The 24134-nt window shown below is 66.6% G+C and carries 16 protein-coding genes; 6 read left to right on the top strand and 10 right to left on the bottom strand.

What is annotated here, in order from left to right; translation table 11 throughout:
* Positions 1 to 2 precede the first annotated feature (2 nt).
* From AB4Y64_RS11195 to AB4Y64_RS11165, 7 genes are all read right to left on the bottom strand, one after another.
* Positions 3 to 1403, bottom strand: a complete 1401-nt coding sequence (locus tag AB4Y64_RS11195) for a C25 family cysteine peptidase (protein ID WP_441816527.1) — start codon at positions 1401 to 1403, stop codon at positions 3 to 5.
* Positions 1400 to 5269, bottom strand: coding sequence for a WD40 repeat domain-containing protein (locus tag AB4Y64_RS11190; RefSeq protein ID WP_441816526.1), 3870 nt, complete (start codon positions 5267 to 5269; stop codon positions 1400 to 1402). The genes AB4Y64_RS11195 and AB4Y64_RS11190 overlap by 4 nt, the downstream gene beginning before the upstream one ends.
* Positions 5266 to 7377 carry a CHAT domain-containing protein gene (locus AB4Y64_RS11185; protein ID WP_441816525.1) on the bottom strand — a complete coding sequence of 704 codons (2112 nt, stop codon included), beginning with the start codon at positions 7375 to 7377 and terminating at the stop codon, positions 5266 to 5268. Before AB4Y64_RS11185 ends, AB4Y64_RS11190 begins: the two co-directional genes overlap by 4 nt.
* Positions 7378 to 7456: 79 nt before the next feature.
* Positions 7457 to 8104, bottom strand: coding sequence for an N-acetylmuramoyl-L-alanine amidase (locus tag AB4Y64_RS11180; RefSeq protein WP_441816524.1), 648 nt, complete (start codon positions 8102 to 8104; stop codon positions 7457 to 7459).
* Between the two features lie 124 nt (positions 8105 to 8228).
* Positions 8229 to 9443 (bottom strand): acyl-CoA dehydrogenase family protein, encoded by a 1215-nt coding sequence (locus tag AB4Y64_RS11175; protein ID WP_441816523.1) that lies wholly within the window; start codon positions 9441 to 9443, stop codon positions 8229 to 8231.
* A 203-nt stretch (positions 9444 to 9646) separates the two neighbouring features.
* A complete protein-coding gene (locus AB4Y64_RS11170; RefSeq protein WP_441816522.1) occupies positions 9647 to 10063 on the bottom strand; it encodes a hypothetical protein in 417 nt (138 codons plus the stop codon).
* A 51-nt stretch (positions 10064 to 10114) separates the two neighbouring features.
* Complete coding sequence (locus AB4Y64_RS11165; RefSeq protein ID WP_441816521.1) at positions 10115 to 10495, bottom strand: VOC family protein; 381 nt, start codon at positions 10493 to 10495, stop codon at positions 10115 to 10117.
* Positions 10496 to 10644: 149 nt separating this feature from the next.
* Here AB4Y64_RS11165 and AB4Y64_RS11160 point away from each other — a divergent pair, with 149 nt between their 5' ends.
* Positions 10645 to 11631: an alpha/beta fold hydrolase gene (locus AB4Y64_RS11160; protein WP_441816520.1), complete on the top strand. Its 987-nt coding sequence runs from the start codon at positions 10645 to 10647 to the stop codon at positions 11629 to 11631.
* Between the two features lie 108 nt (positions 11632 to 11739).
* Complete coding sequence (locus tag AB4Y64_RS11155; RefSeq protein WP_441816519.1) at positions 11740 to 12717, top strand: alpha/beta fold hydrolase; 978 nt, start codon at positions 11740 to 11742, stop codon at positions 12715 to 12717.
* A gap of 276 nt (positions 12718 to 12993) precedes the next feature.
* Here the strand turns inward: AB4Y64_RS11155 and AB4Y64_RS11150 are convergent, their stop codons facing one another.
* A complete protein-coding gene (locus AB4Y64_RS11150) occupies positions 12994 to 13320 on the bottom strand; it encodes a hypothetical protein (protein WP_441816518.1) in 327 nt (108 codons plus the stop codon).
* On the opposite strand from AB4Y64_RS11150, the gene AB4Y64_RS11145 reads away from it, so the two are divergent.
* On the top strand, positions 13319 to 16936 hold the full coding sequence (locus tag AB4Y64_RS11145) for an autotransporter outer membrane beta-barrel domain-containing protein (RefSeq protein ID WP_441816517.1): 3618 nt from the start codon (positions 13319 to 13321) through the stop codon (positions 16934 to 16936). The genes AB4Y64_RS11150 and AB4Y64_RS11145 overlap by 2 nt on opposite strands.
* A gap of 67 nt (positions 16937 to 17003) precedes the next feature.
* Here the strand turns inward: AB4Y64_RS11145 and AB4Y64_RS11140 are convergent, their stop codons facing one another.
* Positions 17004 to 18491 (bottom strand): arylsulfatase, encoded by a 1488-nt coding sequence (locus AB4Y64_RS11140; protein WP_441816516.1) that lies wholly within the window; start codon positions 18489 to 18491, stop codon positions 17004 to 17006.
* 237 nt (positions 18492 to 18728) lie between these two features.
* Positions 18729 to 20561, bottom strand: a complete 1833-nt coding sequence (gene glmS, locus AB4Y64_RS11135; protein ID WP_441816515.1) for a glutamine--fructose-6-phosphate transaminase (isomerizing) — start codon at positions 20559 to 20561, stop codon at positions 18729 to 18731.
* A gap of 197 nt (positions 20562 to 20758) precedes the next feature.
* On the opposite strand from glmS, the gene AB4Y64_RS11130 reads away from it, so the two are divergent.
* Genes AB4Y64_RS11130 through AB4Y64_RS11120 form a run of 3 tightly spaced genes read left to right on the top strand, consistent with a single transcriptional unit; the run spans position 20759 to position 24134 of the window.
* Positions 20759 to 22048 carry an efflux RND transporter periplasmic adaptor subunit gene (locus tag AB4Y64_RS11130; RefSeq protein WP_441816514.1) on the top strand — a complete coding sequence of 430 codons (1290 nt, stop codon included), beginning with the start codon at positions 20759 to 20761 and terminating at the stop codon, positions 22046 to 22048.
* 21 nt (positions 22049 to 22069) lie between these two features.
* Positions 22070 to 22801: an ABC transporter ATP-binding protein gene (locus tag AB4Y64_RS11125; RefSeq protein WP_441816513.1), complete on the top strand. Its 732-nt coding sequence runs from the start codon at positions 22070 to 22072 to the stop codon at positions 22799 to 22801.
* 13 nt (positions 22802 to 22814) lie between these two features.
* The gene (locus AB4Y64_RS11120; RefSeq protein WP_441816512.1) at positions 22815 to 24134 is read left to right on the top strand and encodes an ABC transporter permease; all 1320 of its coding nucleotides are present in this window, start codon (positions 22815 to 22817) and stop codon (positions 24132 to 24134) included.

Genomic DNA, 24134 nt, shown 5'->3' with positions numbered 1-24134 from the left:
CATCAAACGGAAAGGCGGACAGCGGGATCGCCGATGACGACGTAGCTGCGCGCATCGTGGTGGGCGGTCCACAGACCGGCCAGGGTGTAGTCGTCGACGGCGGCGCCGTACTTGATGGCGTCGAGCTCGCCGTTGAGCGTTACCGCAAGGTCGGCGTGCTTCATCGCGAACGCGTCCATGGCCGCGCCTACGCGCACGCCCGACATCAGCGCATGCAGGCACTCCTCGAAGGTGCTGGTCTGCGCGCCGACGCCCGGCCAGGAGAACGAGTAGGTCCAGGCGCGCTCGACGTGCCCGATCACCGCCAGCGCGCCGCCATCGGGTTTGCCGGCAAGTCGCTGCGGCAGATGCGCAAGGAAGGGGGCGCTGGCAATCGTCGCCGGGACGGTGCCGGCCGGCGCGTAGTCGTCGCGCTGCGGCGTGCCGGCGCCATAGCAGGCGAAGTGGAATGCGATCGTGCCCGACAGGTCGGCGCTGTCGCTGACGTCGTCGCCGGAGAAGTAGAACGCCTCCGGGATCGCGCCGCGGTGACGGATCGGCCCGGGCCAGTCCTGGCACAGCAGCGCGCCCTGGTGCCGCTGCTGTCTTGCATCGCCCAGCGGGAAGCCCATGCCATGGCTGGCAGTGAACACGATAGAAGGGGCCGACTGCAGGCATGCGCCGAGCCGCGCCTTGGTGGCCTCGGCGGCGAGGATGCGCTCCAGCTGCCATTGCGGTTGCCGGGTCGCGAGCTTGTCGGCCAGCGGCGCGACCAGCATCTGGCTGCTCAGTTTCGTCGCGCGGTCATCGTCGTTGTTGACCGCGAAGAAGCTCGCCCGTCTCGGTCCAGGCTGTGGGCTGCGCTGCTCGCTGGCGATGACACTGGCGGCGTAGTTGCGGTAGCCGTCGATCGAGTCGAAATGCAGCCGGCCCACCGCATAGTTGATCCCGAGTTCGTACTGGAAGCGGAACGGAATCGATTCGGGGCCGCCCACGATCAGCAGGTAATAAGGCACCTTGTCGATCTGCGGCAGGCCGAGCGCCGCGCCCTGGCGCGCCAGCCAGGTGCGGGCGCGGTCATCCGGACGGTAGGCCGCCGGTCCGGTGAATGCCTTGTAGCGCGCGCCTGCCTGCGCATTGCGCAGGTCGCACAACGGCTTGAGAGCATCCAATACTTCGGGCAGCGCATCGTGGGCAGGGACGATGCCCCAGCCGGTCTGCGCCAGGTCGGCAGGGTCGACGCCGAAGGGAACGCCAAACGTGGGCGCCATCGCATGCTGCTTGGCGACGAGCACATCGCGCTCGACGACCGGTTCCGCCGGCTCGCCACGCGCCGCGCGCGAGATCTGTTCGACGGATGGCGTCTGCAGGTACTCGCCCGTGGTGGCATCGATGCCGTTGAAACCGGTGGGCTCGGTGCTCATGGCCCGGTGTCCTCATCGCCGTCCGCGGTCGGGTCGCCGACACTGCGCCTGGCGTACTGCCGGGCGGTTGCGATCATGCGGCTGCGATCCAGGTCCCACGCGAGCAGGTCGTCACCGGCGGTCACCAGGAACGCCCCATCGCCACTGAGGGCGATCGCCTTGAGTGGAGCGCGTCCACGCGCTGCCAGCTCAAATGGCGAAACACGCTTGTTGCGCTTGATCCATTGCAACAGGTTGCCGTCGGCGTCCGATGTCACCAGTACACCGTCGCCCGTTCCTGCCGCCGCCACCCCCGTGATGGAACGCTCGTGTCGCCGGTAGATCTCCCGCTTCTCCAGTCCCGGCACCGAACACATGGTGATCAGGCCGTCATCGGCGCCGGTCAACAGGGTTCCGTCGCCACGGAATGCCAGCTCGGACACGCGCTGCCCGACGTCGCTGTAGGCCACAGGCAAGTAGGGCTTCGGGAACGAGCCGCGTGCGATGTTCCACAGGCGCACCGTGCCGTAGGCCGAGCCGACGGCCAGTCGCCGCGAGTGAGGGTCGAATGCGATGGCCGAGATCCTGTCCGCGTCCGGGGCGATCGAGCTGTCGCCCACGCGTTGCCGAAGCGAAGTCGACGCCACTTCGACCCACGGCCCCGACGCTCCCTCCCGGCGCGCCCAGACGCGAAGGATGTTCTTGCTGGACGTCGCCAGAAAGTCTCCGTCCGGGCTCACGGCTGGCGTTGTGGTGTCGTTGTCGCAGTGGGTCTGCCGGACCGCCGACGGCGGGCCCGCATTCTGCGGAGCCTTTCCAGGCGGCAGCACCCATTCGGTCGGAATGCCATGACAACCGACCGTGACCAGACGCTGGCCATCGGCCGAGAGTACGAACTTCCCCGCATCCGCCGCCTGCAGGGTCCATTGCGGCATGGGTTTGACCCGGCTGCCCTCGCGCTGCCACAGCTGGATGATTCCATCGGTTGAACGCGCGGCAATGCGGGTGCCGTCGACGTTCATCGACAGCTCCGACCAGGACTTCTGGAGCGAAGCAGGGAACTGATGCGACAACGCCGGGCCGCGTCCCTTGTCGAGGTCGAGCAGCAGGATCTGCCGCGTCCCGCCGACCACGACCTGCGCGCGCGATTTCGGCCGGTAGGCCACGCTGAACAGACGCTCTCCGATCTTGAATCGCTGCGCCCAGGCGCGCCGGTTCAAGTCCGCCAGGTCCGAGGCATCGGCCGGCAACCGCCATCGCACGAGGTAGCCATCCACCCCCACGCTGACAAAATCGTTCGAACCGGATGCAAAGGCCAGGCCCTTGACGGCCCGGTCGCTCGGACTCTCGCTGCCTCCATGCGACGCCCGATCCAGTCGGATTCCATTGCGTGTACGGTCCGCTGACGCAAGGTCCCACACGTGCAGCGATCCTTCGGTATCGCCGGCGATGAAGTAGCGTCCCGACGGATCGGCGGCAGACGCGGAAATGCCCACCTCTCTTCCAAGGTGGTCCTTGATGCTGAACTCCTGCTGCGGCTGCTGTGGTTCAGCCTGGTCGCCGCCCACTGACCACAGACGGACGTTTCCGTCGTAGTCGGTGGACGCGAGCCTTTGCTGCTGCGCAGCGCCGCGCGGCAGGAATGCGATGCTCTGGACCGGAGCGCCACCTTTTCCGAACGAAGCGACGTGGATCGGTGCCGCGGGGTTGACCAGGTCCCAGACTTCCACCCTCTTGCCCCAACCCGAAGCGGCCAGCCAGCGGCCGTCGTCGCTGAAGGCGGCCGTTGTCAGGCGCCCGCGATTGGGGACCGGCACGAGCACCGCGACCTGCCGCAGCTTTCCCTTGTCCATTCGCCAAAGCAGCACGCGGCCGTCCCAGTGCGACGACGCGATCAGGTCCCCGTGAACCGCCACGGCGTAGGTCTGCGTGCGCAGATCCGGTGTGACGTACACATCCGACCCCGGCACCGCGATGTTCTGGACCGAGATGTGTCCGTCCCAGGATCCGGCAAGCACGCGGTCGCCATCGGGGCTGAATGCAACAGACCAGACGATGTGGTCGCGCGGCGCCAGCTCGCGGATCACCGCCGCCTGTGCACGTGTCAGCTGCATCGCGATGGCGTTGTCGACGGCACGCTTGAGGTTGCCCTCCTTGTCCAGCTCATCGGCCTGTTCCCTCAGCGGCAAGAGCATGTTGAGCGCCTCCCCGGGTGCGGTCATGTCGCGGGTCGAAGCGACCGTCTGGTACAGGGCCGAGCGTTTCACCGCCTGCGCCTTCTGTTTCCGTTCGACCAGCCCCCATGCACTGACCACGGCGATGATCGCCACCGCGCTGGCACCGATCACCCCGCGCAACAGATTGCGATCCCTGCGCGCGCGGTTGGACCGCGCAACTTCCTCTGCGCTGGTACGCAAAAACTCGTCCTCGTCTTCGTTCATGTCGCCGCGATGGTCGGCCGCCCATCTGTTGGCGGCCGCCAGCTCTTCAGCGGGCAGCAGCAGGTGACGCGCGTATTCCCCGCTGGCTTCGTGCCAAAGCCTGGAACGAACCTGAAACGGCTGCAGGTGTGCCTGCTCCCACGCCTTGTTGGAGGCGAGCACCGGCGCCACCAGGCGATCGTGTGGGAGCTCGATCCAGTCGCGCCCGGCGCGCGAGTCCGAGCGCAGCAGGTGGGCGTCGACCAGGCGGGTGACGGCTTCGTCGACCTGTCCCAGCTGGGTCCTGTCGCGCAAGGCCTGGGTGCGCACGCCCGATTCGGATATCAGGCTGGTCCCGATCCACTCGCGCAGCGTGCGCTCGGAAACTCCGGACTCCTCGGCCGCCGCGGCAATCTCGTCATCGAAGAATTCGCGAAGCGCGCTGTCGACCTCGCTGAGGCCGCGCGCGGTGACGTCACCGACCTCGATCCTGCGTCCTTCACGCAGCACGACCTTCGTCCACAGGCGCCGGCACACCACCTGCAGCTGCACCGGCTCGACAAAGCGTCCCGGCTGCAGCGTGTCCCTGCCGTCGGCGCCACGCACCGACACCTGGCACAGGTCCTCGACCAGGCGCGGCGGCACGTCCTGGGCCATCCACTGCGGACCGGCGGTCTCGCCGATGGCCTCGCGCGCGGCGTCCACGCCGAGTGCATCGAGCCGGTAGCGGAACGACAGCGCGGTCGGGATCAGGTCCAGGTAGGGCTGGAGCTCGGCCAGGCGATCCTCGCGTATGGCGAACAGGGCCCAGATCTGCGCGCCCGCTTCACCACCCCAACGGCCTGGCGTCGCCCCCCGCAGCAGGTTGCCGAGTTCTTCCAGGTACTCGCGCTTGCGGTCGACATCGAGCGGGTCGGCGACGAACAGCTCCTCGAACTGGTCGAGGATCAGCAGCGGATAGTGCGGTTCGCCTTCGGCATCGCGGCCGAGCGCGGCGGACACGCACTCCTCGAAGTACTGCTTGAGCGTGTAACCGCACAGGTCGCGCGCCTGGCGTCGATCGTCCTCGCCGCGCAGCTTCTCCAGCGCGTACAACGTGGCCAGCCGGTAGCGGTTGATCGACGGATTGTTGTCGCACTCCGCGTCGCGATGGCCGAGCCGGACGATCGGCAGCGCCTCCATGTCATAGGCGTCCTCCAGCTTCGGAATCAGGCCTGCGCGGATCAGCGACGTCTTGCCCGCGCCAGACGGGGAGAACAGCAGCGCGATGCGCTTGCTGACCAGCAGGTCCGACAGTTCCTCGGTCTCGCGGCGCCGGCCATGCAGGGTCTGGCCGACGTCCAGCGGCACCGGACCGACAAAGGGATTCGACGGCAGGGCTGGAGGCGATGCCGTTGCCGGCACGGCAACGGGCACGGCCTTGACGCCCGCAGCACCGGCAGCACCGTTCCCTGCGGCATTGTTCACGCCGGCACCTCTTCGTCCGCCTTCACTGCCCGCTCGTAGTGCTCCATCAGTTCGACCATGAATTCTTCCGGCGAACTCCAGAACAGGTTCACATGCGACTGTTCTTCGAAGTACTTGCGCAGGTACTTGTACATGCGCGCCGGAACGATGCGCTCGCCGGCGGGATTCATCTGGATGGCGACGCTGGTCCGGCGCCGGGAGATCTCGCGGCCGGGCTGGCGCAACACGCTGCCCAGCACGACCCGGAAGTCCCAGTCCTCGGCCTGGAAGCCGAGCAGCAGCCAGCCCGAAGTCGAGATCGCGGCGGTGACGGCATGCGGAATGCCGTTCTCGCGCAGCGTCTCGTTGCGCGTGACCTCCATCAGGAACTCGAAGTAGTCGTCCTCGGTGATCACCAGGCTTTCGGGGTACTGGTAGTTGCCGAAGACGTGGAAGATCAGCGGCTCATCGACACTGGGGACATACCCGTCCTCGACAGCGGGTCCGTGGGCAATGCCGAGGTCGCCGCTGCTGCGCCAGGTGCACAGCTGGATGTGCGGCTTGCGGCCCTGTTCGATGAGCGCGTCGTGGAGCAGGTTGTCGCGGTTGGCGTTGACGTAGATCGGCACCGGCATGCGCGCCAGCAGCGTGTGCACCTCGGCCGGATTTTCTGCACGCAGGCCCTTGCCGATGTGCGACACCATGCGGTCGACCAGGCCTTCCTGCACGCGCTCGCGCATCAGTTCGTCGGTGAGCTGGTCGCGGAACTTGCGCCGCAGGTAGCGCACGACGTACGAGCGGATCGCATCGACGACAAACCCCGGGCTGTTGCGGTACGCCAGATGCTGGGCCACCTGCGCCAGGTCGTCGCGGTCGCGCGGCGCCAGCGGGAACTCGTAGCGTTCGGCCCATGCGCGGGCGATCTCGCGGGTCGAACCGATCACCGGTTCGACCAGTCCCGGGCCCAGCACCGGCACGCAGCGCTTGTTGCGGATGTTGGAAACGACCGCTTCCCACTGGTCGAACCCGTCGATGTCGACGCTGCGCGGCGGCCACAGGACACCGCTCTTGGAGTGGGTGTAGAGCGTCGGCATCCACCAGTCGGGCTGGTCGAGGATGTCGAAGCGTGCGGCTGCGACGGCGCGGTCGATCTGCCCGTCGCTGGCCAGCTCGCGGAAGAAGCGCGGCATGAAGCGATTGACCGAGGCCACGGTGACATCGCCCTGCATCGCCAGCACGTTGGGGACGCCCGCCTGCGCCAGTCGCGGCGCCAGTGCCGCCAGTCCCTGGGCGCCGCCGCCACCGGCGCTCTTGCATGACGCCAGGATCACCAGCCGCGGGCGGTCCTCGGTGGCGGCGAAACGCTGCACCAGCTCTTCGCCGCGGACCATCTCGCCCAGGCCAGTGTCGCCTTCCAGCAGCAGCCGCGGCTCGCCCTCCTGGGTGATGGTGCCGTGGCAGGCCAGATACAGCACGTCGGAGTAGTTGTCGCGCAGGTCGGAGACAATGCTGTAGACCGACGCGCGGCCGGCCAGGCGTCGCACCACGATCTCGCGCGGGCTGCGTCCGTACTGTGAGGCGATTGCTTCCTCGGCCTGGCGGAATTCTTCATCGGCATCGATCGCCGGTTGCTGCCAGCGCGTCGCCAGGTCGGACGGATTGGCCACCACCACCAGCACCCGCACCGTGTTGGGATCCTGCAGCGGCCGCAGGCGGAAGTCGTCGGTGCTCAGGAAGCGCGAGAACCACACGTTCTGGTTCGACAGCAGCGAGGTCGCCTTGCCCGGCTCGCGCAGCAACTCCCAGCGCACGGCGTGCAGCTCAGGTGCGTTGGCCTGGACATGCAGGCGGATGCGCAGGCCATCACGTGCCGCCGCAGCGGTGCGCGCCTGCACGAAGGCATCGAAGATGCGGTTGCCGGGGCCGCCGAAGACCATGTCGGTCAATGCGGCGCCGTAGGCGTCTCCGTCCAGGGCATGGCCCTGGAGCGTTGCCAGGTCGATGTCGATCCGGACCGGATCGATCAGGTCGGTTTCCCGGTCCTGTTCCGGGTCGATGTAGCGTCCGCCTACGAAGTACTTGCCTGGGTCGAGCCACTGGATCCGCAGTTCTAGCTCGCTGTAGGACATGATCTGGACCTCCGCCAGAAGCGCCCCCCCAACATTGGCAACGCCGGGGACCGGGCTTTACGGACACCGTCCGTCGCCGTCAGCGCACGATCAGCTCGAATCCGTCCTCCGGCTCGGGGAATTCAGCCTCGTCCGCCGACGTCTCCAGGCCAAACGAAGCCGACTCCACGAAAGCCTGCGCCGCCGCGGCCAGCGCCTCGGCGATGCCCTGCCGGTACGGCTCCTGCAGCAGCCGCTGCTCCTCCTGCGCGACATCCATGAAGCTCACCTCGACCAGGCACGCCGCGGTAGTGGCGTGGTGCGAGGCCGGCGACAGCGCGCCGAACTGCGCCCGCTTGAGGCCGCGGTCGGCGTGCTGGGTCACCGCCAGCAGGAACTGCTGGACCTGCTTGGCCAGCGCCGTCGACGCCGCGCCCGAACGCGCGTGGACGAAGGTCTCCGTTCCCTGCGCGCGGCCGTTGAAGCCGTTGAAGTGGATCGCGATGAACGCCGCGGCCTTGCGGTCGCGCGCGACGTGGGCGCGCGCAGTGAGGCCCAGGTTGACGTCGCTGTCGCGTGTCAGCACCGCCGTATGACCCTTTGCCGTGAGCAGCGGCACGATCCGCCGCGCGACATCGAGGGTCAGGTTCTTTTCCTTGGTGCCTTGCGGCCCGGTGGCGTTGTTCGGACTGGAACCGCCGATCACCTGTGTGCCGCCATGGCCCGGATCGATGACGATCACGCTCATCTGCCTTCTCCCGCTCGTCCTGTGCGTGAGGAGCCAACGACCTGATCGCGCTGGACCGGACAGGGCTGCGGCCGCGATCGCCCTCAAGCCCGTTCAGAAACCGCGACGGAGTCGCGACGCGGATCTACACGAATGCACTGAAGCCGGTGATCGCCCTGCCCACGATGAGCGCGTTCATCTCGCGCGTGCCCTCGTAGGAGTACAGCGCCTCGGCATCGGCCACGAACCGTCCCACCTGCTGGTCGAGCAGGATGCCGTTCGCTCCCAGCAGTTCCCTTGCCAGGCCCACGGTCTCGCGCATGCGCACCGTGCAGACACCCTTGGCGAGGGACGCGTGCTCGTCGCGCATCAGCCCCTGGTCCTGCATCTGCGAAAGGCGCACGCAGACGGCCTGGCTCGAGGTGATGTTGCACAGCATGCGGAACAGCAGGTCCTGCACCAGCTGGAATCCTGCGATGGGCCTGCCGAACTGCATTCGTCGCTGCGCATACCGCAGGGCATGCTCGTAGGCGCCCCTGGCGCAGCCCACCGACTCCCAGGCCACGCCGGCCCGGGTCATTGCCAGCACGCGCGCCGTGTCCTTGAAGGTGTTGGCGTTCTGCAGCCGGTCGGATTCGCTGACGCGGCAGTCCGTGAGCGTGATCAGGCCGTTCTGCACCACCCGCAGCGCCATCTTGTGGAGGATCTTTTCCACGTGGAAACCGGCGGACTTGTTCTGGACGATGAAACCCTTGACCTGGCCGTCATCGACGTCGCGCGCCCAGACAATCGTCAGGTCGCCCCAGGTGGCGTTGCCGATCCACTTCTTCTGGCCGTTGAGGATCCAGGTGTCGCCTTCGCGCTTGGCCGTGGTGGTCAGCCCCCCGGCAGTTCCGGAGCCGACATCGGGCTCGGTCAGCGCGAACGAGCCGATCTGCTCCATCGCTGCCATCGAAGGCAGCCAACGCTGCTTTTGTTCCTCCGATCCGCACAGGTAGATCGAGCCCATGGCCAGCCCGGTATGCACGCCGAAGAACGTCGACATCGATGCGTCCACGCGTGCCATTTCCATCATCACAAAACCCAGCAGCGTGGTGCTGCGGCCGGCGCAGCCATAGCCGCGATAGGGCAGCCCGGCGATTGCCAGTGCCTTGAAGCCGGGCAGCAGCTCGAAGGGGAACTCGTCGCGCTCCCAGAATCCGGAGATGATCGGCTGGACCTGTTCCTCCATGAAGGTCCGCACCTTCAGGCGAATGGCGTTGTCGTCGTCAGACAGCGTCTTGGCGAACTGGTAGAAGTCACCGTCGGCCTCAGGCAGCTGCGATGGCGGCCTTCTGGAAGAGGAATCTGCAGGGCTCATGTCTGCGCTCCTTGTAGCCGTTCCGGTCGACACGCCATCCGCGCGTTGCGGCTCGCACGTGGCATGGCGACGTTAAGCGCGGCTCGGCCGAGCCGGTAGATCGGCCAACGGAAATTCGCTGTTGAGCAAAGTGAATCAATGCCCGGCCCTTCCACGCCCGCGCGAAGCAACCGGCACGGAAATTGCCAGGCTCAACGCTTGTTCTAGGTCTGGATGCGGGGAAAGTAGCGCGCGACGAAAATCAGGTACACCAGCCACAGCGCGAACCAGGCAGACGCCACAACCAGCAGCCCGACCGTGAAGAGGATCATGCTCGGCGCGAGAAACAGGAGCACGCAACCGGTCAGCCACAGGCGGTCGGCCCGTCGCGAATACCGGGCACGCTCGACATCGTCGATCCGCCCGGAAAGCGCGGCGCCGTAATAGAAGAACGAGGAGAAGGCGAAAGCGAACGTCGCCACACCCATTGCGACCAGCGTGGCCTGGAATGCGATGGCGTTGACCTGGCCGCTTGTGAACCTGGGATACAGGAAGAACAGCAGGAACGTGAAGATCGCGATGCTCGACGCCGCGAGCTGATAAGACCGATTGACGTTAGCCGCAGCAAGATCGTCAGCCATGGGTTCTCTCTCCTTGCCTCGCCGTGATCCGGATTGTTTGCGCAGTCCAGTCTACTGCCCGGCAGGCGGCTGCCAGAGTTCGACCTTGTTCCCTTCCGGATCGATCACCCAGCCAAACTTTCCCTGCTCGGAGCTTTCGGTCTTGTCGAGGACGTTGCAACCTTCGGCACGCAGCGCCGCGAGCAGACTGTCGAGATCGGCAACGCGGAAATTGATCATGAACGACGCAGTGCCCGGCTCCATGTAGCCCGTGTCCTGGGCGAAGGGGCTCCAGATGGTCATGCCGGGTGCGCTGTCCGCCCCGCCCCACTGGAACACCGCGCCACCCCAGTCGGATACGTCCAGGCCAAGGTGGTCGCGGTACCAGGCGCCCAGGGCCTTGGGATCTGCTGATTTGAAAAAGACGCCGCCAATACCGGTGACACGTTGCATGGCCTTCTCCGAAGGTGGCTGACAGTTGCCGAGAATACTGCCAGTCGCTGGGCCCATATTCGCGACGGCCGTCGCGCGATGCCATGCCTGGCGCTGGCCGCACCCAGCCCCGCGTTGCGTTCAAGGGATGCAGCTTGCCCGGTCCCTTCATGGACCGTGCCGACCCGCTGCTGGCCCGCATCAAGGAAGCTGATATGTCCTGCTTGAAGTCCATGGCCCGCGCCGTGCTCGTGCCGCTGATGCTTTGCGCATTGCCGATGACTGAGGCCGCAGCCGGGGTGCAGCCTTTCCCCGACAGCTTCCACGACAGCCAGATGGCGGTGGCCGGCGGCACGCAGTTTGTCCGCGTGGGCGGGAAGGGACCGGCCGTGGTTCTTCTGCACGGCTTCGGCGACACCGGCGACATGTGGGAACCGCTGGCGACCCGGCTCGCCAAGGACCATCTTGTGATCGTGCCCGATCTGCGTGGCATGGGCCTGTCGTCGCACCCCGAAGACGGCTACGAGAAAGCGGCACAGGCGCGCGACCTGGTTGGCATTCTCGACAAGTTGAAGGTCAAGAAGGTGCAGCTGGTCACCCACGACATCGGCAACATGGTCGGCTATGCGCTCGCCACGCACTACCCGGACCGGGTGACGGCCTGGGTCGTGATGGATGCACCGCTCCCCGGCATGGGAACCTGGCAGACCCAGCTGACCAACCCGAAGGTGTGGCACTTCAATTTCCGCGGGCCCGATGTGGAGCGCCTGGTGGCGGGCCGCGAGCGCATCCTGCTGGACCGGTTCTACAACGATCTTGGCGCGAACCCTGCCGGCATCGATGAGGAAACCCGCGCGCACTACGCCGAACTCTATGCGCGACCCGGCGCCATCCACAATGCGCTTGGCGGGCAGTTCGAGGCCTTCTCCCGCGACGCCGAAGAGAACAAGTCGACGTTCGCCAAGTCGGGGAAGATCGCGATTCCGGTCCTCGCCATCGGCGGCGACCACTCCTACGGCGCTTTGATGAAAACCGAAGTGGAGTACGTCGCCTCGAACGTCGAAGGCGCCGTGATCCAGGATTCGGGCCACTGGATCATGGAAGAACAACCACAGCAGGCCATCGACCTGATCATCCCGTTCCTCGCCAGGCATTGATCGCGGAAGCGAATCATCCGTTCGTGCGCGCGCCCGGCTGATCGTGCGCGCGCGCCAGCACCTGGCGCGCCACCCTGCACTCCTGACATCGATTTCGGGAGTGATGGTATGAACCGCAGGAATTTCATGGGCCTGGCTGCGGCCACGGTTGGAGCCGGTATTGCCGGCGTATACGCGCCGCTGCTGGCCGCTGGCCACGGCGCCGGCGGCGTAGCTCTGGCACACCATTTGGACGTGGCGCGCTTCCGCGCCCTGCGGCGCTCGGCCCGCACGAGTTTCGGCGAGATCGCCTATGCCCAGCTCGGACGCGGCCCGGCGGCACTGTTCCTGCACGCTCATCCGATCAATGGATTCCAGTGGCGCGGTGCATTCGATCGCCTCGCGTCGGTTCGCCGTTGCATTGCTCCTGACCTGCTGGGACTGGGGTACACGCGCGTCGCTCCAGGCCAGAGCGTGGCGCCGGCGGCGCAGGCGGCGATGCTGGCGGCGCTGCTGGACAAACTCGGCGTCGACAGCGTGGACGTGGTCGCCAACGACAGCGGCGTCGCCATCGCGCAACTGTTCGTCGCGCGCTATCCGCAACGCGTCCGCAGCATGCTGTTGACCAACGGCGACGAGGAACTCGACAGCCCGCCGCCGGCACTCAAGCCGCTTCTGGCACTGGCGCATCAGGGGCGATCCACCGATGTCTTCCCCGGCTGGCTGGCCGACAAGACCTCTGCACGTCGTACGTTCGGCGGCGCGGTCTATGCCGATCCGGCCATCCTCACCGACGAGTCGATCGACTACTACTTCTCGCCGCTGATCAGATCGGCCGAGCAACGGGCCCTGGTCGATGCGACGCTGGTCGCGTTCGAGCCCAATCCGCTGGCAGGAATAGGCCCGGCATTGAAAAGCTGCAAGGCCCCGGTACGCATCGTGTGGGGCACGGCAGACACCATCTTTTCGCCCGAGAGTCCCGACAGGCTGGCCCGCGCGTTCGGGAACTCGCGCGGAGTGCGTCGCCTGGCCGGCGCCAAGACCTTCTGGCCCGAAGAGTTCCCAGATGTGATCGCCGAGGAAGCGCGGGGATTGTGGCAAGCGTGATCGCACGAAGCCATTGCGTGCAGGTGTGATGCACTGAGCGCGGGTCGGCCTGGCGTTGATACACGTCGCTGTCGACCTGCCGTTCACGGCTCCCGTGGTACTTGAAGCGGCTACGTCGCGAAGTCGTCACGCGCGGTGGTCCGTGCCCCTGGTCGCTTCGCGACGCTTTGCGCCGCAAAGGACAGGTGTGGCCATGCCGAACATCTCACGAAGTCGCGCAAGACTGCGCCGGCTCCCGTTGTCGCTCTGGATAGCCTCTGCGTTGATGTCACCTGTTTACGCGCAGGTGGCATGCCCGACGCCGATCCAGGTGAACGGCACTGCATGCGTGGTTGCGTCGGGAACCACGGTCACGGTATCAACCGCCGCCGCGGCAGGCTTGAGTGCAGCGGGCTCCGGCGGCGTGATCACTGCCGACGGCGTTTCAGTGCGTCTGGGAGCGGCAAGTTCCGTCGGTGCATTTGCGCAGACCGGCGGACTCATCCAGTTCAATGGCAGCTCGCTTGCCACGACCTCCATCGGTGCGGCGGCGAGCGGCCAGATCGGAGTGCGCGCAGTTGGCGCCGGCAGCAGCATCTTCGCCACGGGATCGGCGATCACCATGTCCCCGGTCTCCGGCGCGTCCGTCAACATGCACGGCGTCAGTGCCGAAAGCGGCGCCACCGTTACTCTGGGCAACACCACCGTTACGGTCGCCCGCCCCAACGGCAACAGCAACCATGCGGTGCAGGCCATCGGCAGCGGCAGCTTCGTCGACATCGCGGCAGGCTCGATCAGCACGCAGTCCGCCGGCAGTTTTGGTGTCCTGGCGCAAGGCGGAGGGCGAGTTCGACTGACGAGTCTTGCGCAGGTCTCCACCTCCGGCGTCAACCAGTCAACCGTGGGCAGCCATGCACTGGTCTCCACTGGCGCAGGAAGCAACATCGAGGGCACCGGGGTCGCCGCTTCCACGACCGGCGCACTGGCCAATGCGGCCCGCGTCGAACTGGGAGCAACGTTGTCACTGGTTGGCAGCCAGCTCAGCACCAGCGGCGCCGGCAACGCGCTGAATTCTGCATCGGTCGTCCGGGTATTGTCGGGCGGCGCCTTCAGCATCAATGGAAGCGGCAGCTCACTGATCGCCACCGGTTCACCGTTTGCCGATGGCCTGCAGGTCGAAGGCGCAGGGTCGTCGGCGACCGTGTCCGATACCGCGATCAGCGTCGCCGGCGCGCGTTCGATGGGCGTGAACATCAAGAGCGGGGCCTCGGCACAGATCAGCAACAGCAGCGTCCAGGTGGTCCCCAACGGAGCCGGCCCATGGGCGCCAGCGGTCCAGGTGGATGGCGCCGGCTCGACACTCGTGATGAGCGGCAGCCGGGTCAGCACCACGCCACAGACCAGTTATGGCGTTCGTGCTGCCAATGGCGCGGACATCCAGATCTCCGGCACGGCGATCACCACCTCCGGGGCGTACTCCGCTGCACTGGTCGCTGGCAACGCCACCATCACCGGTACGGACCTGACGATCCTCACCAGCGGCGACAACAACGCCATGGGCGTGCTGGCCGACCTTGGCAGCACGGTCCGCCTGATACGGGGCACGATCAACACCAGCGGCGATTCGGTCGCGCAGGCGGCCTTCCCACATGCGCTGGGTGCGCGCAACCCGGGCGGATTGCTGGTTGCGCAAGGCACTGTCGCCAACACCAGCGGCTTCACCGCGATGGGTGCATGGGCTGACGATGGCGGCACGTCCCAGCTCAGCGATGTCCGCATCACGACCCTGGGCGACCGTTCGATTGGCGCGTTTGCCGTCACCGAGCAGGACGGCAGCCAGTTCCTCGCCAGCCTCACCGCCGACAGGGCGACGATCGACACCAGCGGCGTCAACGCGCACGGTGCCGCCGCACAGGCGCGCAACGATCTGCCTGGTCCCGCCGCGACTGTCACCCTCAACGACGGTTCGGTCACCACGCATGGCGTGGGCGCCGATGGCCTGCGCGCCGTGCTGGCCAACTATGGCAGTCCCCCGACCGGCCGTGGCGAAGCCAACGTGGTGGCCAACCGCAGCACCGTTAGCACTGAGCAGCTCAATGCCTATGGCGCGCTGTCCCGGGATGCGCCCACGTCGGTGACGATGAATCAGACCACGGTACGGACCGCCGGCACGTCGGCCCATGGCGCGGTTGCCCAGATCGGCGGCCGCATCGTCGGCGTCGATGCGAGCGTGACTGCCGTGGGTGACAGCGCGCTCGGGCTGTATGTGCTCGGTGAGCCGGCTGCAGTGTCGACGGCCGACTTCACCCGCAGCACGATCAGCAACAGCAGTGGCGCGACGATTGGTGTTGCCGGCAACGGCGTCATCGCATTGACCGACTCGATTGCTGGCGGTTCGGGCGAATGGTTGCGCGTTGGAACGATCAACGATTTTTCGCCGCCTGTGGTGTCGGAACCGGTCCCGATCGGCCCGGAAGACCTGCCGGATGAAGACGGCGTGCCGCCGTTGGCGACCGCACCGGCGCCACCGCTGCAATCGTTTGTCGTGACACCTGGCCTGGCGAACTTGACCCTGACCCGCTCGACCGTCACCGGATCGGCCTTCACTGCCGCCGGCAGCGTGTCCAACCTCGACCTGGTCGACTCGACCTGGAACATGACCGGCAGTTCCAATATCACCAACCTGGTCAACGACCCGAGCCTGATAGACTTTTCCGCGCCCGCGGGCGGCGCGTTCAAGACGTTGACGGTGGTGAACTACAGTGGCGATGGCACCATCGCCCTCAACACGTTCCTCGGCGACGACAGCTCGCCTTCGGATCTGCTCGTGGTCGACGGTGGCGCCGCCACCGGTGCCAGCCACCTGCAGATCAAGCACGCGGGCGGCGGCGGTGCGCTGACCGTGGCCAACGGAATCCTGGTAGTCGATGCGATCAATGGCGCCACGACCGCGCCCTCGGCATTCGCGCTGACCGGCCCCGTGGTTGCCGGCCCGTACGAGTACACACTGCAACGCAGCAGCCGCGATGCCAGTGGACCTGACGACTGGTTCCTGCGGTCCACCATCGACTGCGCCGCGCCGAATGCGCCGTCACCGCCGTGTCCGCCAGGGCCGCCGCCTCCGCCGCCTCCGCCGCCACCGCCTCCGCCGCCAGAGCCACCGCCGAACCCGCCTCCGGAGCCGACGCCGCCGCCGACGCCGCCAGCGCCGCCCGTGCCTCACGTCCTGCCCATTCCAAACATCCGTGCGGAGGTGTCGCTGTACGCCGCACTGGCCCCGACGGCGCTCAACTATGGCCGCGCGCTCCTGGACACGCTCCACGAGCGGGTTGGTGAACAGGAACTGCTATGGGGTCGCAGCGACCTCGACGAGCACCGAAGCACGACCGATGGCATGTGGGGTCGATTGATGTATGTCAACGGCGATCGCGACGGCTCCGTCAACGGCGTCCTCGGGCGAGGTCCCAGCTACGACTTCGTCGCTGGCGCCGTGCAGATCGGCTACGACCTGTATCGCCATGAGGAGCCCGACGAGCACCGCGACCACGCCGGTCTTTACGGTGCGGTCGGTTACGCGGAGACCGAAGTCGATCACTTCACTGGCCGGCGCGCGGGCGACGAGCGCGTGGACGGTTACACCCTCGGCGGCTACTGGACGCGCTATGGCCGCAAGCAGTGGTATGTCGATTCCGTGCTTCAGGCGACGTGGTACGAGGCGTCGGCCAACCCGCAGCCCGAGCGAGGATTCAACCGCATGCGCACCGACGGCCTGGGCCTGGCCGCTTCGATCGAGGGCGGATACCCGTTCCGCAACAAGCACGACTGGGTGCTGGAACCGCAGGCACAGCTCATCTATCAGTGGATCGACCTGGGCGACTCGTCCGACCTGGCGGCCGACGTGCAGTTCGACGACATCGATTCGCTGGTCGGACGGCTCAGTGCACGCTTGTCCCACGACTGGGCGCACGAAGATGCGAGCGCACCCTTGTTCAGTACCGGATGGGGCCGGCTCAGCGTGTGGCACGAGTTCCGTGGCGACCCGGTCACGCGATTCTCCTCGCAGGCCGGATTCGTTCCCTTCCACGCCGACATGGGCGGCAGCTGGTGGGAGGTGGAACTGGGCCTGACCCGCGAAATCGACCGCAACGTCTTCTTCTTCGGCAACGCCGGCTACGCCCAGGGCTTCGACGACGACCGCCATTCGTGGGAGGGCAAGCTGGGCCTGCGCGCCAACTGGTAGTGGCTGGCCTTCGGGCACCGGCGTCGATCGAACTTCCCGGCACGTGCCGGGAAGTCCCATTCAACCGTCAGTTCTGGTTCGGCCTCGCCGTTTCCATCTTCTCCATCACCTCGCTGAGGCTGAAGCTGGCGGGCTTTTGACGCGGAGGAAACTCCTTGAAGCTCTCCAGCCATTTGGCCGCGATCGCCTGCGCAGGAACGATCAGGAACATGCGCTCCATCATCCAGATGTTGTAGCCGATACCCTGGGTTCCCACTTCGAATGGATCGGCGCGCAGGTTGTAGATGGTCGGCGCGCGCAGGTTGGTGAAGTCCTTCTTCCAGACGTCCAGACCTACGTGATCCTGTTCCTTGAAGGCAACCTTCCAATGCTTGACGCGGATGGCCATCAGATCGCCATCATCGCTCCAGTAGAGGAAGCCTTCGCGCGGACTTTCCTTCTCATCACCCTTGAGGAACGGGACAAGGTTCTTTCCGTCCAGATGGACCTTGAACGTCGTGTCGCCGAGCTTGTGACCCTTGAGCAGTTTGTCGGCAATGCCTGTCTCACCTGCGGCGGCGGCGAAAGTCGGAAGAAAGTCTTCGTGCGCGCATAGGTCGTTCACCACCGTGCCCGGCTTGATCTGACCCGGCCAGCGGATCACGCACGGCACCCGGAAGCCGCCTTCCCAGTTGGTGGCCTTCTCGCCGCGGAAGGGAGTGCAGCCACCGTCGGGCCAACTCATGACCTCGGCGCCGTTGTCGGTGGTGTAGACCACGATGGTGTTGTCGGCAACGCCCAGGTCATCGAGCAGCTTCAGCAGTTCGCCGACGTGGCCGTCGTGCTCGACCATGCCGTCGGGATAGATGCCCAGCCCGGTCTTGCCCTGCGACTCGGGCTTCAGATGCGTGTTCACGTGCATCCGCGTGGTGTTGAAGTAGCAGAACCACGGGCCGCCGGCCTTGTTCTGCTTGGTGATGAAATCCTTGGCCGCGCCAAGGAACTCCTCATCGACGGTTTCCATCCGCTTCTTGGTCAGCGGCCCCGTGTTCTCGATCTTCTGCTTGCCGACTTTGCCCCAGTGCGGGTCGTCAGTGGTGTCTTCCTTGTCGGTCGCCCAGCAGTGCAGCACGCCACGAGGTCCGAACTTCTCCCTGAACTTCGGGTCCTTCGGATAGTCGACGTTCTCCGGCTCTTCCTCGGCGTTGAGGTGATAGAGATTTCCGAAGAACTCATCGAAACCGTGCACGGTCGGCAAGAAGCGGTTGAGGTCGCCTAGGTGGTTCTTGCCGAACTGCCCGGTTGCGTACCCGAGCGATTTCATCACCTGTGCGATGCACGGATCGGCGGCTTCCAGGCCGATGTCGGATCCGGGCAGGCCGACCTTGGTCAGTCCTGTACGGATTGGCGATTGCCCGGTGAGGAATGCTGCACGTCCCGCGGTGCAACTTTGCTGCGCGTACCAGTCGGTGAACATCGCTCCTTCCTTGGCGATGCGATCGATGTTCGGCGTGCGATAACCCATGATGCCGTGGTTGTAGGCGCTGACATTGAACCAGCCAATGTCGTCGCCCATGATGAACAGAACGTTCGGTTTTCCACTGTTTGCCACGTCTGGCTCCCAGCCCCGACACGGACCCGGAGGTGACCCGTCACCACCTCTACCGTCGAGGCACTAGCACTATTGAAGGACATGAGTGCCACGCTCATTCGGCGGGCCTGAGCAGGCCGGGCCATCCTCGAAGGAAGCGCGTGAGTGGACGGTGATCGCCCGCTGCAGGTCGGCAGCGGGCCAGCCCCCATCAGTGACGGCTTATTCCACCGTCACCGACTTGGCCAGGTTGCGCGGCTTGTCGACATCGGTGCCGCGCGCCAAAGCCGCGTGATACGCCAGCAGCTGCACCGGAATCGCGTGCACCACCGGCGACAGCACGCCGACGTGGCGCGGCGCGCGGATCACGTGCACACCGTCGGACGGGCCGAACTGGCTGTCCTCGTCGGTGAACACGAACAGCTCGCCGCCGCGCGCGCGCACTTCCTGCATGTTCGACTTCACCTTCTCCAGCAGGCTGTCGTTGGGCGCGATCACCACCACCGGCATGGTCGCGTCGACCAGCGCCAGCGGCCCGTGCTTGAGCTCGCCGGCCGGGTAGGCCTCGGCGTGGATGTAGGAGATTTCCTTGAGCTTGAGCGCGCCTTCCATTGCGATCGGGTAGTGCACGCCGCGACCGAGGAACAACGCGTGCTGGCGCGGCGCAAAGCGCTCGGCCCAGCTGACGATCTGCGGTTCCAGGTTGAGTGCGTGCTGCACGCTGCCCGGCAGGTGACGCAGCGCTTCCAGGTATTCGGCTTCCTTCTCCACCGACAACCGCCCCTGCAGCTTCGCCAGGGTCGCAGCCAGGGTGAACAACGCCACCAGCTGCGTGGTGAAGGCCTTGGTCGAGGCCACGCCGATCTCAGCGCCGGCGCGGGTGTAGTACACCAGTTTGCTCGCACGCGGGATCGCGCTCTCGGGCACGTTGCAGATCGACAGCGACTTGTCGTGGCCGAGCGACTTGGCGTACTTCAGCGCCTCCATCGTGTCGAGCGTTTCGCCCGACTGCGAAATGGTGACGATCAGGTGCTTCGGGTTGGCCACCGCCTTGCGGTAGCGGTACTCGCTGGCGATCTCGACCGAGCACGGGATGCCGGCGATCGCCTCGATCCAGTAGCGTGCGGTCAGGCCGGCGTAGTAGCTGGTGCCGCAGGCGAGGATCTGCACGCCCTCGATCGCGCCGAGCACGTCGGCGGCGTTGGCGCCGAACAGCGCCGGCGAAAATGCGTTGCCGTCCATCACCGCCTCAATGGTGTCGGCGATCGCGCGCGGCTGCTCGTGGATCTCCTTCTGCATGAAGTGGCGGTACGGGCCCAGCTCCAGCGACGCCAGCGACACGTCGGAGACATGCACTTCGCGCTCGACCGGCTCGCCCTGGATGTCGAACACGCTGACGCCTTCGCGGCGCACTTCGGCGGTGTCGCCCTCTTCCAGGAAAATCACGCGACGCGTGGATTGGACGATCGCCGAAACGTCGCTGGCGATGAAGTTCTCGCCGTCGCCCAGGCCGACCAGCAGCGGGCAGCCCATGCGCGCGGCGATCATGCGGCCCGGCTCGTGCTTGCTGACCACGGCGATGGCGTAGGCGCCAGTCAGCTCGCGCACGGCGAAGCGCACCGCCGCCAGCAGGTCGCGGCCCTGCGACTGGTAGTAGTGGATCAGGTGGGCGATGACCTCGGTGTCGGTCTGCGATTCGAAGGAGTAGCCCAGGCCACGCAGGCGCTCGCGCTGCTCTTCGTGGTTCTCGATGATGCCGTTGTGGACCACCGCCAGCTCGCCGAAGCTGATGTGCGGGTGGGCGTTGGCCTCGGTGACGCCGCCATGAGTCGCCCAGCGGGTGTGGCCGATGCCCAGGCCGGCATGGAAATCCTCCGCGTGCGCGGCCGCTTCCATCTCCGAGACCCGTCCGGTGCGGCGCACGCGGCGCATGTCCTGTCCGTCGAACACGGCGATGCCCGCCGAGTCGTAGCCGCGGTACTCAAGGCGCTTGAGGCCTTCGATCAGGACCGGTACCACGTCGCGATCGGCGATCGCACCAACAATTCCACACATTCGGTCGTACTCCCTCGTTGTGCCGCTAGTTTAGCCGCGGCCGCGGTACCGCCGCTGTACGGCGGACACGGCAGTGTCCGCGCGGACACTGCGGACACCCGGCGCTGCCCCCAAGTCACTGATTCCACTGGATCGGCCGGGTGGCACGGTTCCTGCGTTGTTTAAGCGCATTCCCATTCCAGCGCATCCAACACCGCATGATCCGCGACACCTCTGCACAAGACCGTGTTATCGCCCCCGCCCCGGCCAACCCGCGGCGCAAGCAGCTGCTGATCGGCGGCGGCATCGCCGCCGTGCTGGTGCTGGCCCTGGCCGTACCCACGGTCGGGCGCTGGCTCGGCTCGGGCCAGTCGGTCAGCGGCGAGCGCCTGCGCCTGGCCGAGGTCCGCCGCGGCACCCTGGTCCGCGACGTCGCGGTGCAGGGCCGCATGGTTGCCGCAGTCAGCCCAACCCTGTACGCCCCGGCAGCCGGCACCGTGAAGCTGCGGGTCCAGGCCGGCGACGTCATCAAGCAGGGCCAGACCCTGGCCGAGATCGACAGCCCGGAGCTTCGCAGCCGCCTGGTCCAGGAACAGTCGACCCTGGCCAGCCTGGAGGCCGAAGCCAGCCGTGCCGCGCTCGATGCCCAGCTCGCCCGTTCGACCGCACGCAAGCTGCTCGACCAGGCCGAGATCGACCGCACCGCGGCGATGCGCGACCTCGAACGCGGCCAGCGCGGATTCGAGGGCGGCGCGGTGTCGCAGGTCGAAGTGGCGCGCGCGCAGGACGCGGTCAAGAAGGCCGACATCGGCCTGCTGCACGCCAAACGCGACTATGAGCTGCAGGACCAGGGCGTCGGTCTCGATACCCGCAACAAGCACCTGCTCGCGCAGCGCCAGCAGGCCGTCGTCGGCGAGCTGCAGCGCCAGGTCGATGAACTCAACATCCGCTCGCCCGTCGAGGGCGTGGTCGGCACCGTCGCCGTCACCGACCGCACGGTGGTGCCGATCAACCAGGCGCTGCTGGTCGTGGTCGACCTGCGCGAACTGGAAGTCGAACTGCCGGTGCCGGAAAGCTTCGCCGACGACCTGCGCCTGGGCATGGCTGCCGAGATCAGCTACGGCGGCCACAAGTACGCCGGCAAGCTGCGCTCGGTCTCGCCGGAAGTGGTCAACGGCCAGGTCATGGCGCGCGTGCGCTTCGCCGACGACAAGGCCGCCGAAGGCCGTCCGTCCGGCCTGCGCCAGAACCAGCGCGTCAGCACCCGCGTGCTCATCGAGGAGAAGCCCAATGTGCTGATGGTGCAGCGCGGCCCGTTCCTCGACACCGGCGGCGGCCGCATCGCTTACGTCATGGACGGCGACACCGCGGTCAAGCGGCCGATCACGGTGGGTTCCAGCAGCCTGTCCGACGTGGAAATCCTCTCCGGCCTGCAGCCGGGCGAGCAGGTCGTCATTTCCGACATCACCCCCTTCAACGGCGCCGATCAGGTGCTGGTCAACAACTGATACGAGCACTGGAGTAACGACATGCTGAAGATGAGCAACCTGAGCAAGGTCTACCGCACCCACATGATCGAGACGCACGCCTTGCGCGGCTTCGACATCCACGTGCGCGAGGGCGAGTTCGTCGCCGTCACCGGCCCGTCGGGCTCGGGCAAGACCACCTTCCTCAACATTGCCGGCCTGCTGGAGGATTTCAGCGACGGTGACTACCTGCTCGATGGCGTATCGGTGAAGGGGCTGGACGACAACGCCCGCTCGCGCCTGCGTAACGAGAAGATCGGTTTCATCTTCCAGGGCTTCAACCTGATCCCCGACCTGAACCTGTTCGACAACGTCGACGTGCCGCTGCGCTACCGCGGCATGAACGCGGCCGAGCGCAAGCAGCGCATCGAGCACGCGCTTGGCCGCGTCGGCCTGATGTCGCGCATGAAGCACTACCCGTCCGAACTCTCCGGCGGCCAGCAGCAGCGCGTCGCCATCGCCCGCGCCCTGGCCGGCTCGCCGCGCCTGCTGCTCGCCGACGAACCGACCGGCAACCTCGACTCGCTGATGGCGCGCGGGGTGATGGAGCTGCTCGAGGAGATCCACGCGCAGGGCACGACCATAGTCATGGTCACCCACGACCCGGAACTGGCCGCGCGCGCGCAGCGCAACGTCCACATCATCGACGGCCAGGTCACCGACCTCGACGATGCACCGCGCCTGGGCAGCGATGTCATGCCCGCCGCAGCCGCCGCCACCGTGCCGGCCAACTGAGGATCACGCCATGATGGGCTACTACCTCCGATTGGCCATCATCTCGCTCAGGCGCAATCGCATCCTGACCGCGCTGATGGTCGCCGCGATCGCGCTTGGCATCGGCATGTCGATGACCTCGATGACCGTGCTGCACATGATGTCGGCCAACCCGCTGTCGCATAAGGACGAACAGGTCCGTCGCGTGCAGGTCGACAACTGGGACGCCAACGAGCCATGGGACGAGGACAACCCGGCCGAGCCGCCGGACCTGATGACCTATCAGGACGTGCGCAACCTGGTCGCCGCGCACAAGGCCGAGCAGGAAGCCGGCTTCTTCCCCAACGTGCTGTCGCTGGAACCGCCGCAGCGCGAGATCAAGCCGTACATGGTCGAGGCGCTGTTCACCACCCACGGATTCTTCCCGATCTTCGAGCCGCCGTTCAAGTTCGGCGGCGGCTGGAGCCAGGCCGAGGACGACAACGCCGCGCGCGTGGCCGTCATCGACCAGGAGACCAACGAGAAGGTCTTCGGCGGCGAGAACAGCGTCGGCCGCAAGCTGCGCCTCAGTGGCGAGGACTACACCGTGGTCGGCGTGCTCGACAAATGGCACCCGACGCCGCTGGTCTACCACATCGCCGCCGGCGCCTTCAACGACCCGCAGGCGATCTTCGTGCCGATGAGCATCGGCATCGAGAAGCAGCTGGTCAGCGGTTCCAACAACAGCTGCTATGAAGACCGTTCCGATCCGGGTTACCAGGGCCTGCTGGGTTCGGAGTGCATCTGGATCGACCTGTGGGTGCAGGTCAAGGACGACGCCGACGCGCAGCGCTACCTGAGCTTCCTCAACAACTACGTCACCGAGCAGAAGAAGAACGGCCGCTTCCCGCGCCCGACGAACAACAAGCTGCGCAGCGTGTCGGAGTGGCTGGTCGCCGAGCGCGTGGTCAGCCGCGATGCGCGCACGCAGGTGTGGCTGGCGTTCGCCTTCTTCGCCGTGTGCCTGATCAACACGGTGGGCCTGCTGCTGGCCAAGTTCATGGGCAAGGCGCCCGAGATTGGCCTGCGCCGCGCCGTCGGCGCCAGCAAGCCGGCGGTGTTCGCCCAGTACCTGACCGAGTCGGGCCTGGTCGGCCTTGCCGGCGGCGTGATCGGCCTGGCCTTCACCGGCCTGGGCCTGCTCGCCCTGCGCAAGCTCTACGCCGGCACCTCGATCGAGAAGCTGGCGCAGCTGGACTGGACCATGGTGGGGCTGTCGCTGCTGATCGCGCTGGTCGCCAGCCTGATCGCCGGCCTGTACCCGACGTGGCGCGCCTGCCAGGTGCAGCCCGCCACGCAATTGAAGACGCAGTAA

Origin of the sequence: Lysobacter sp. TAF61 (assembly GCF_052113485.1) — a bacterium.
Lineage (GTDB): Bacteria > Pseudomonadota > Gammaproteobacteria > Xanthomonadales > Xanthomonadaceae > Lysobacter_J.
The sequence above is the reverse complement of the archived record's forward strand: the minus strand, read 5'-3'. Positions and strand labels throughout refer to the sequence as shown.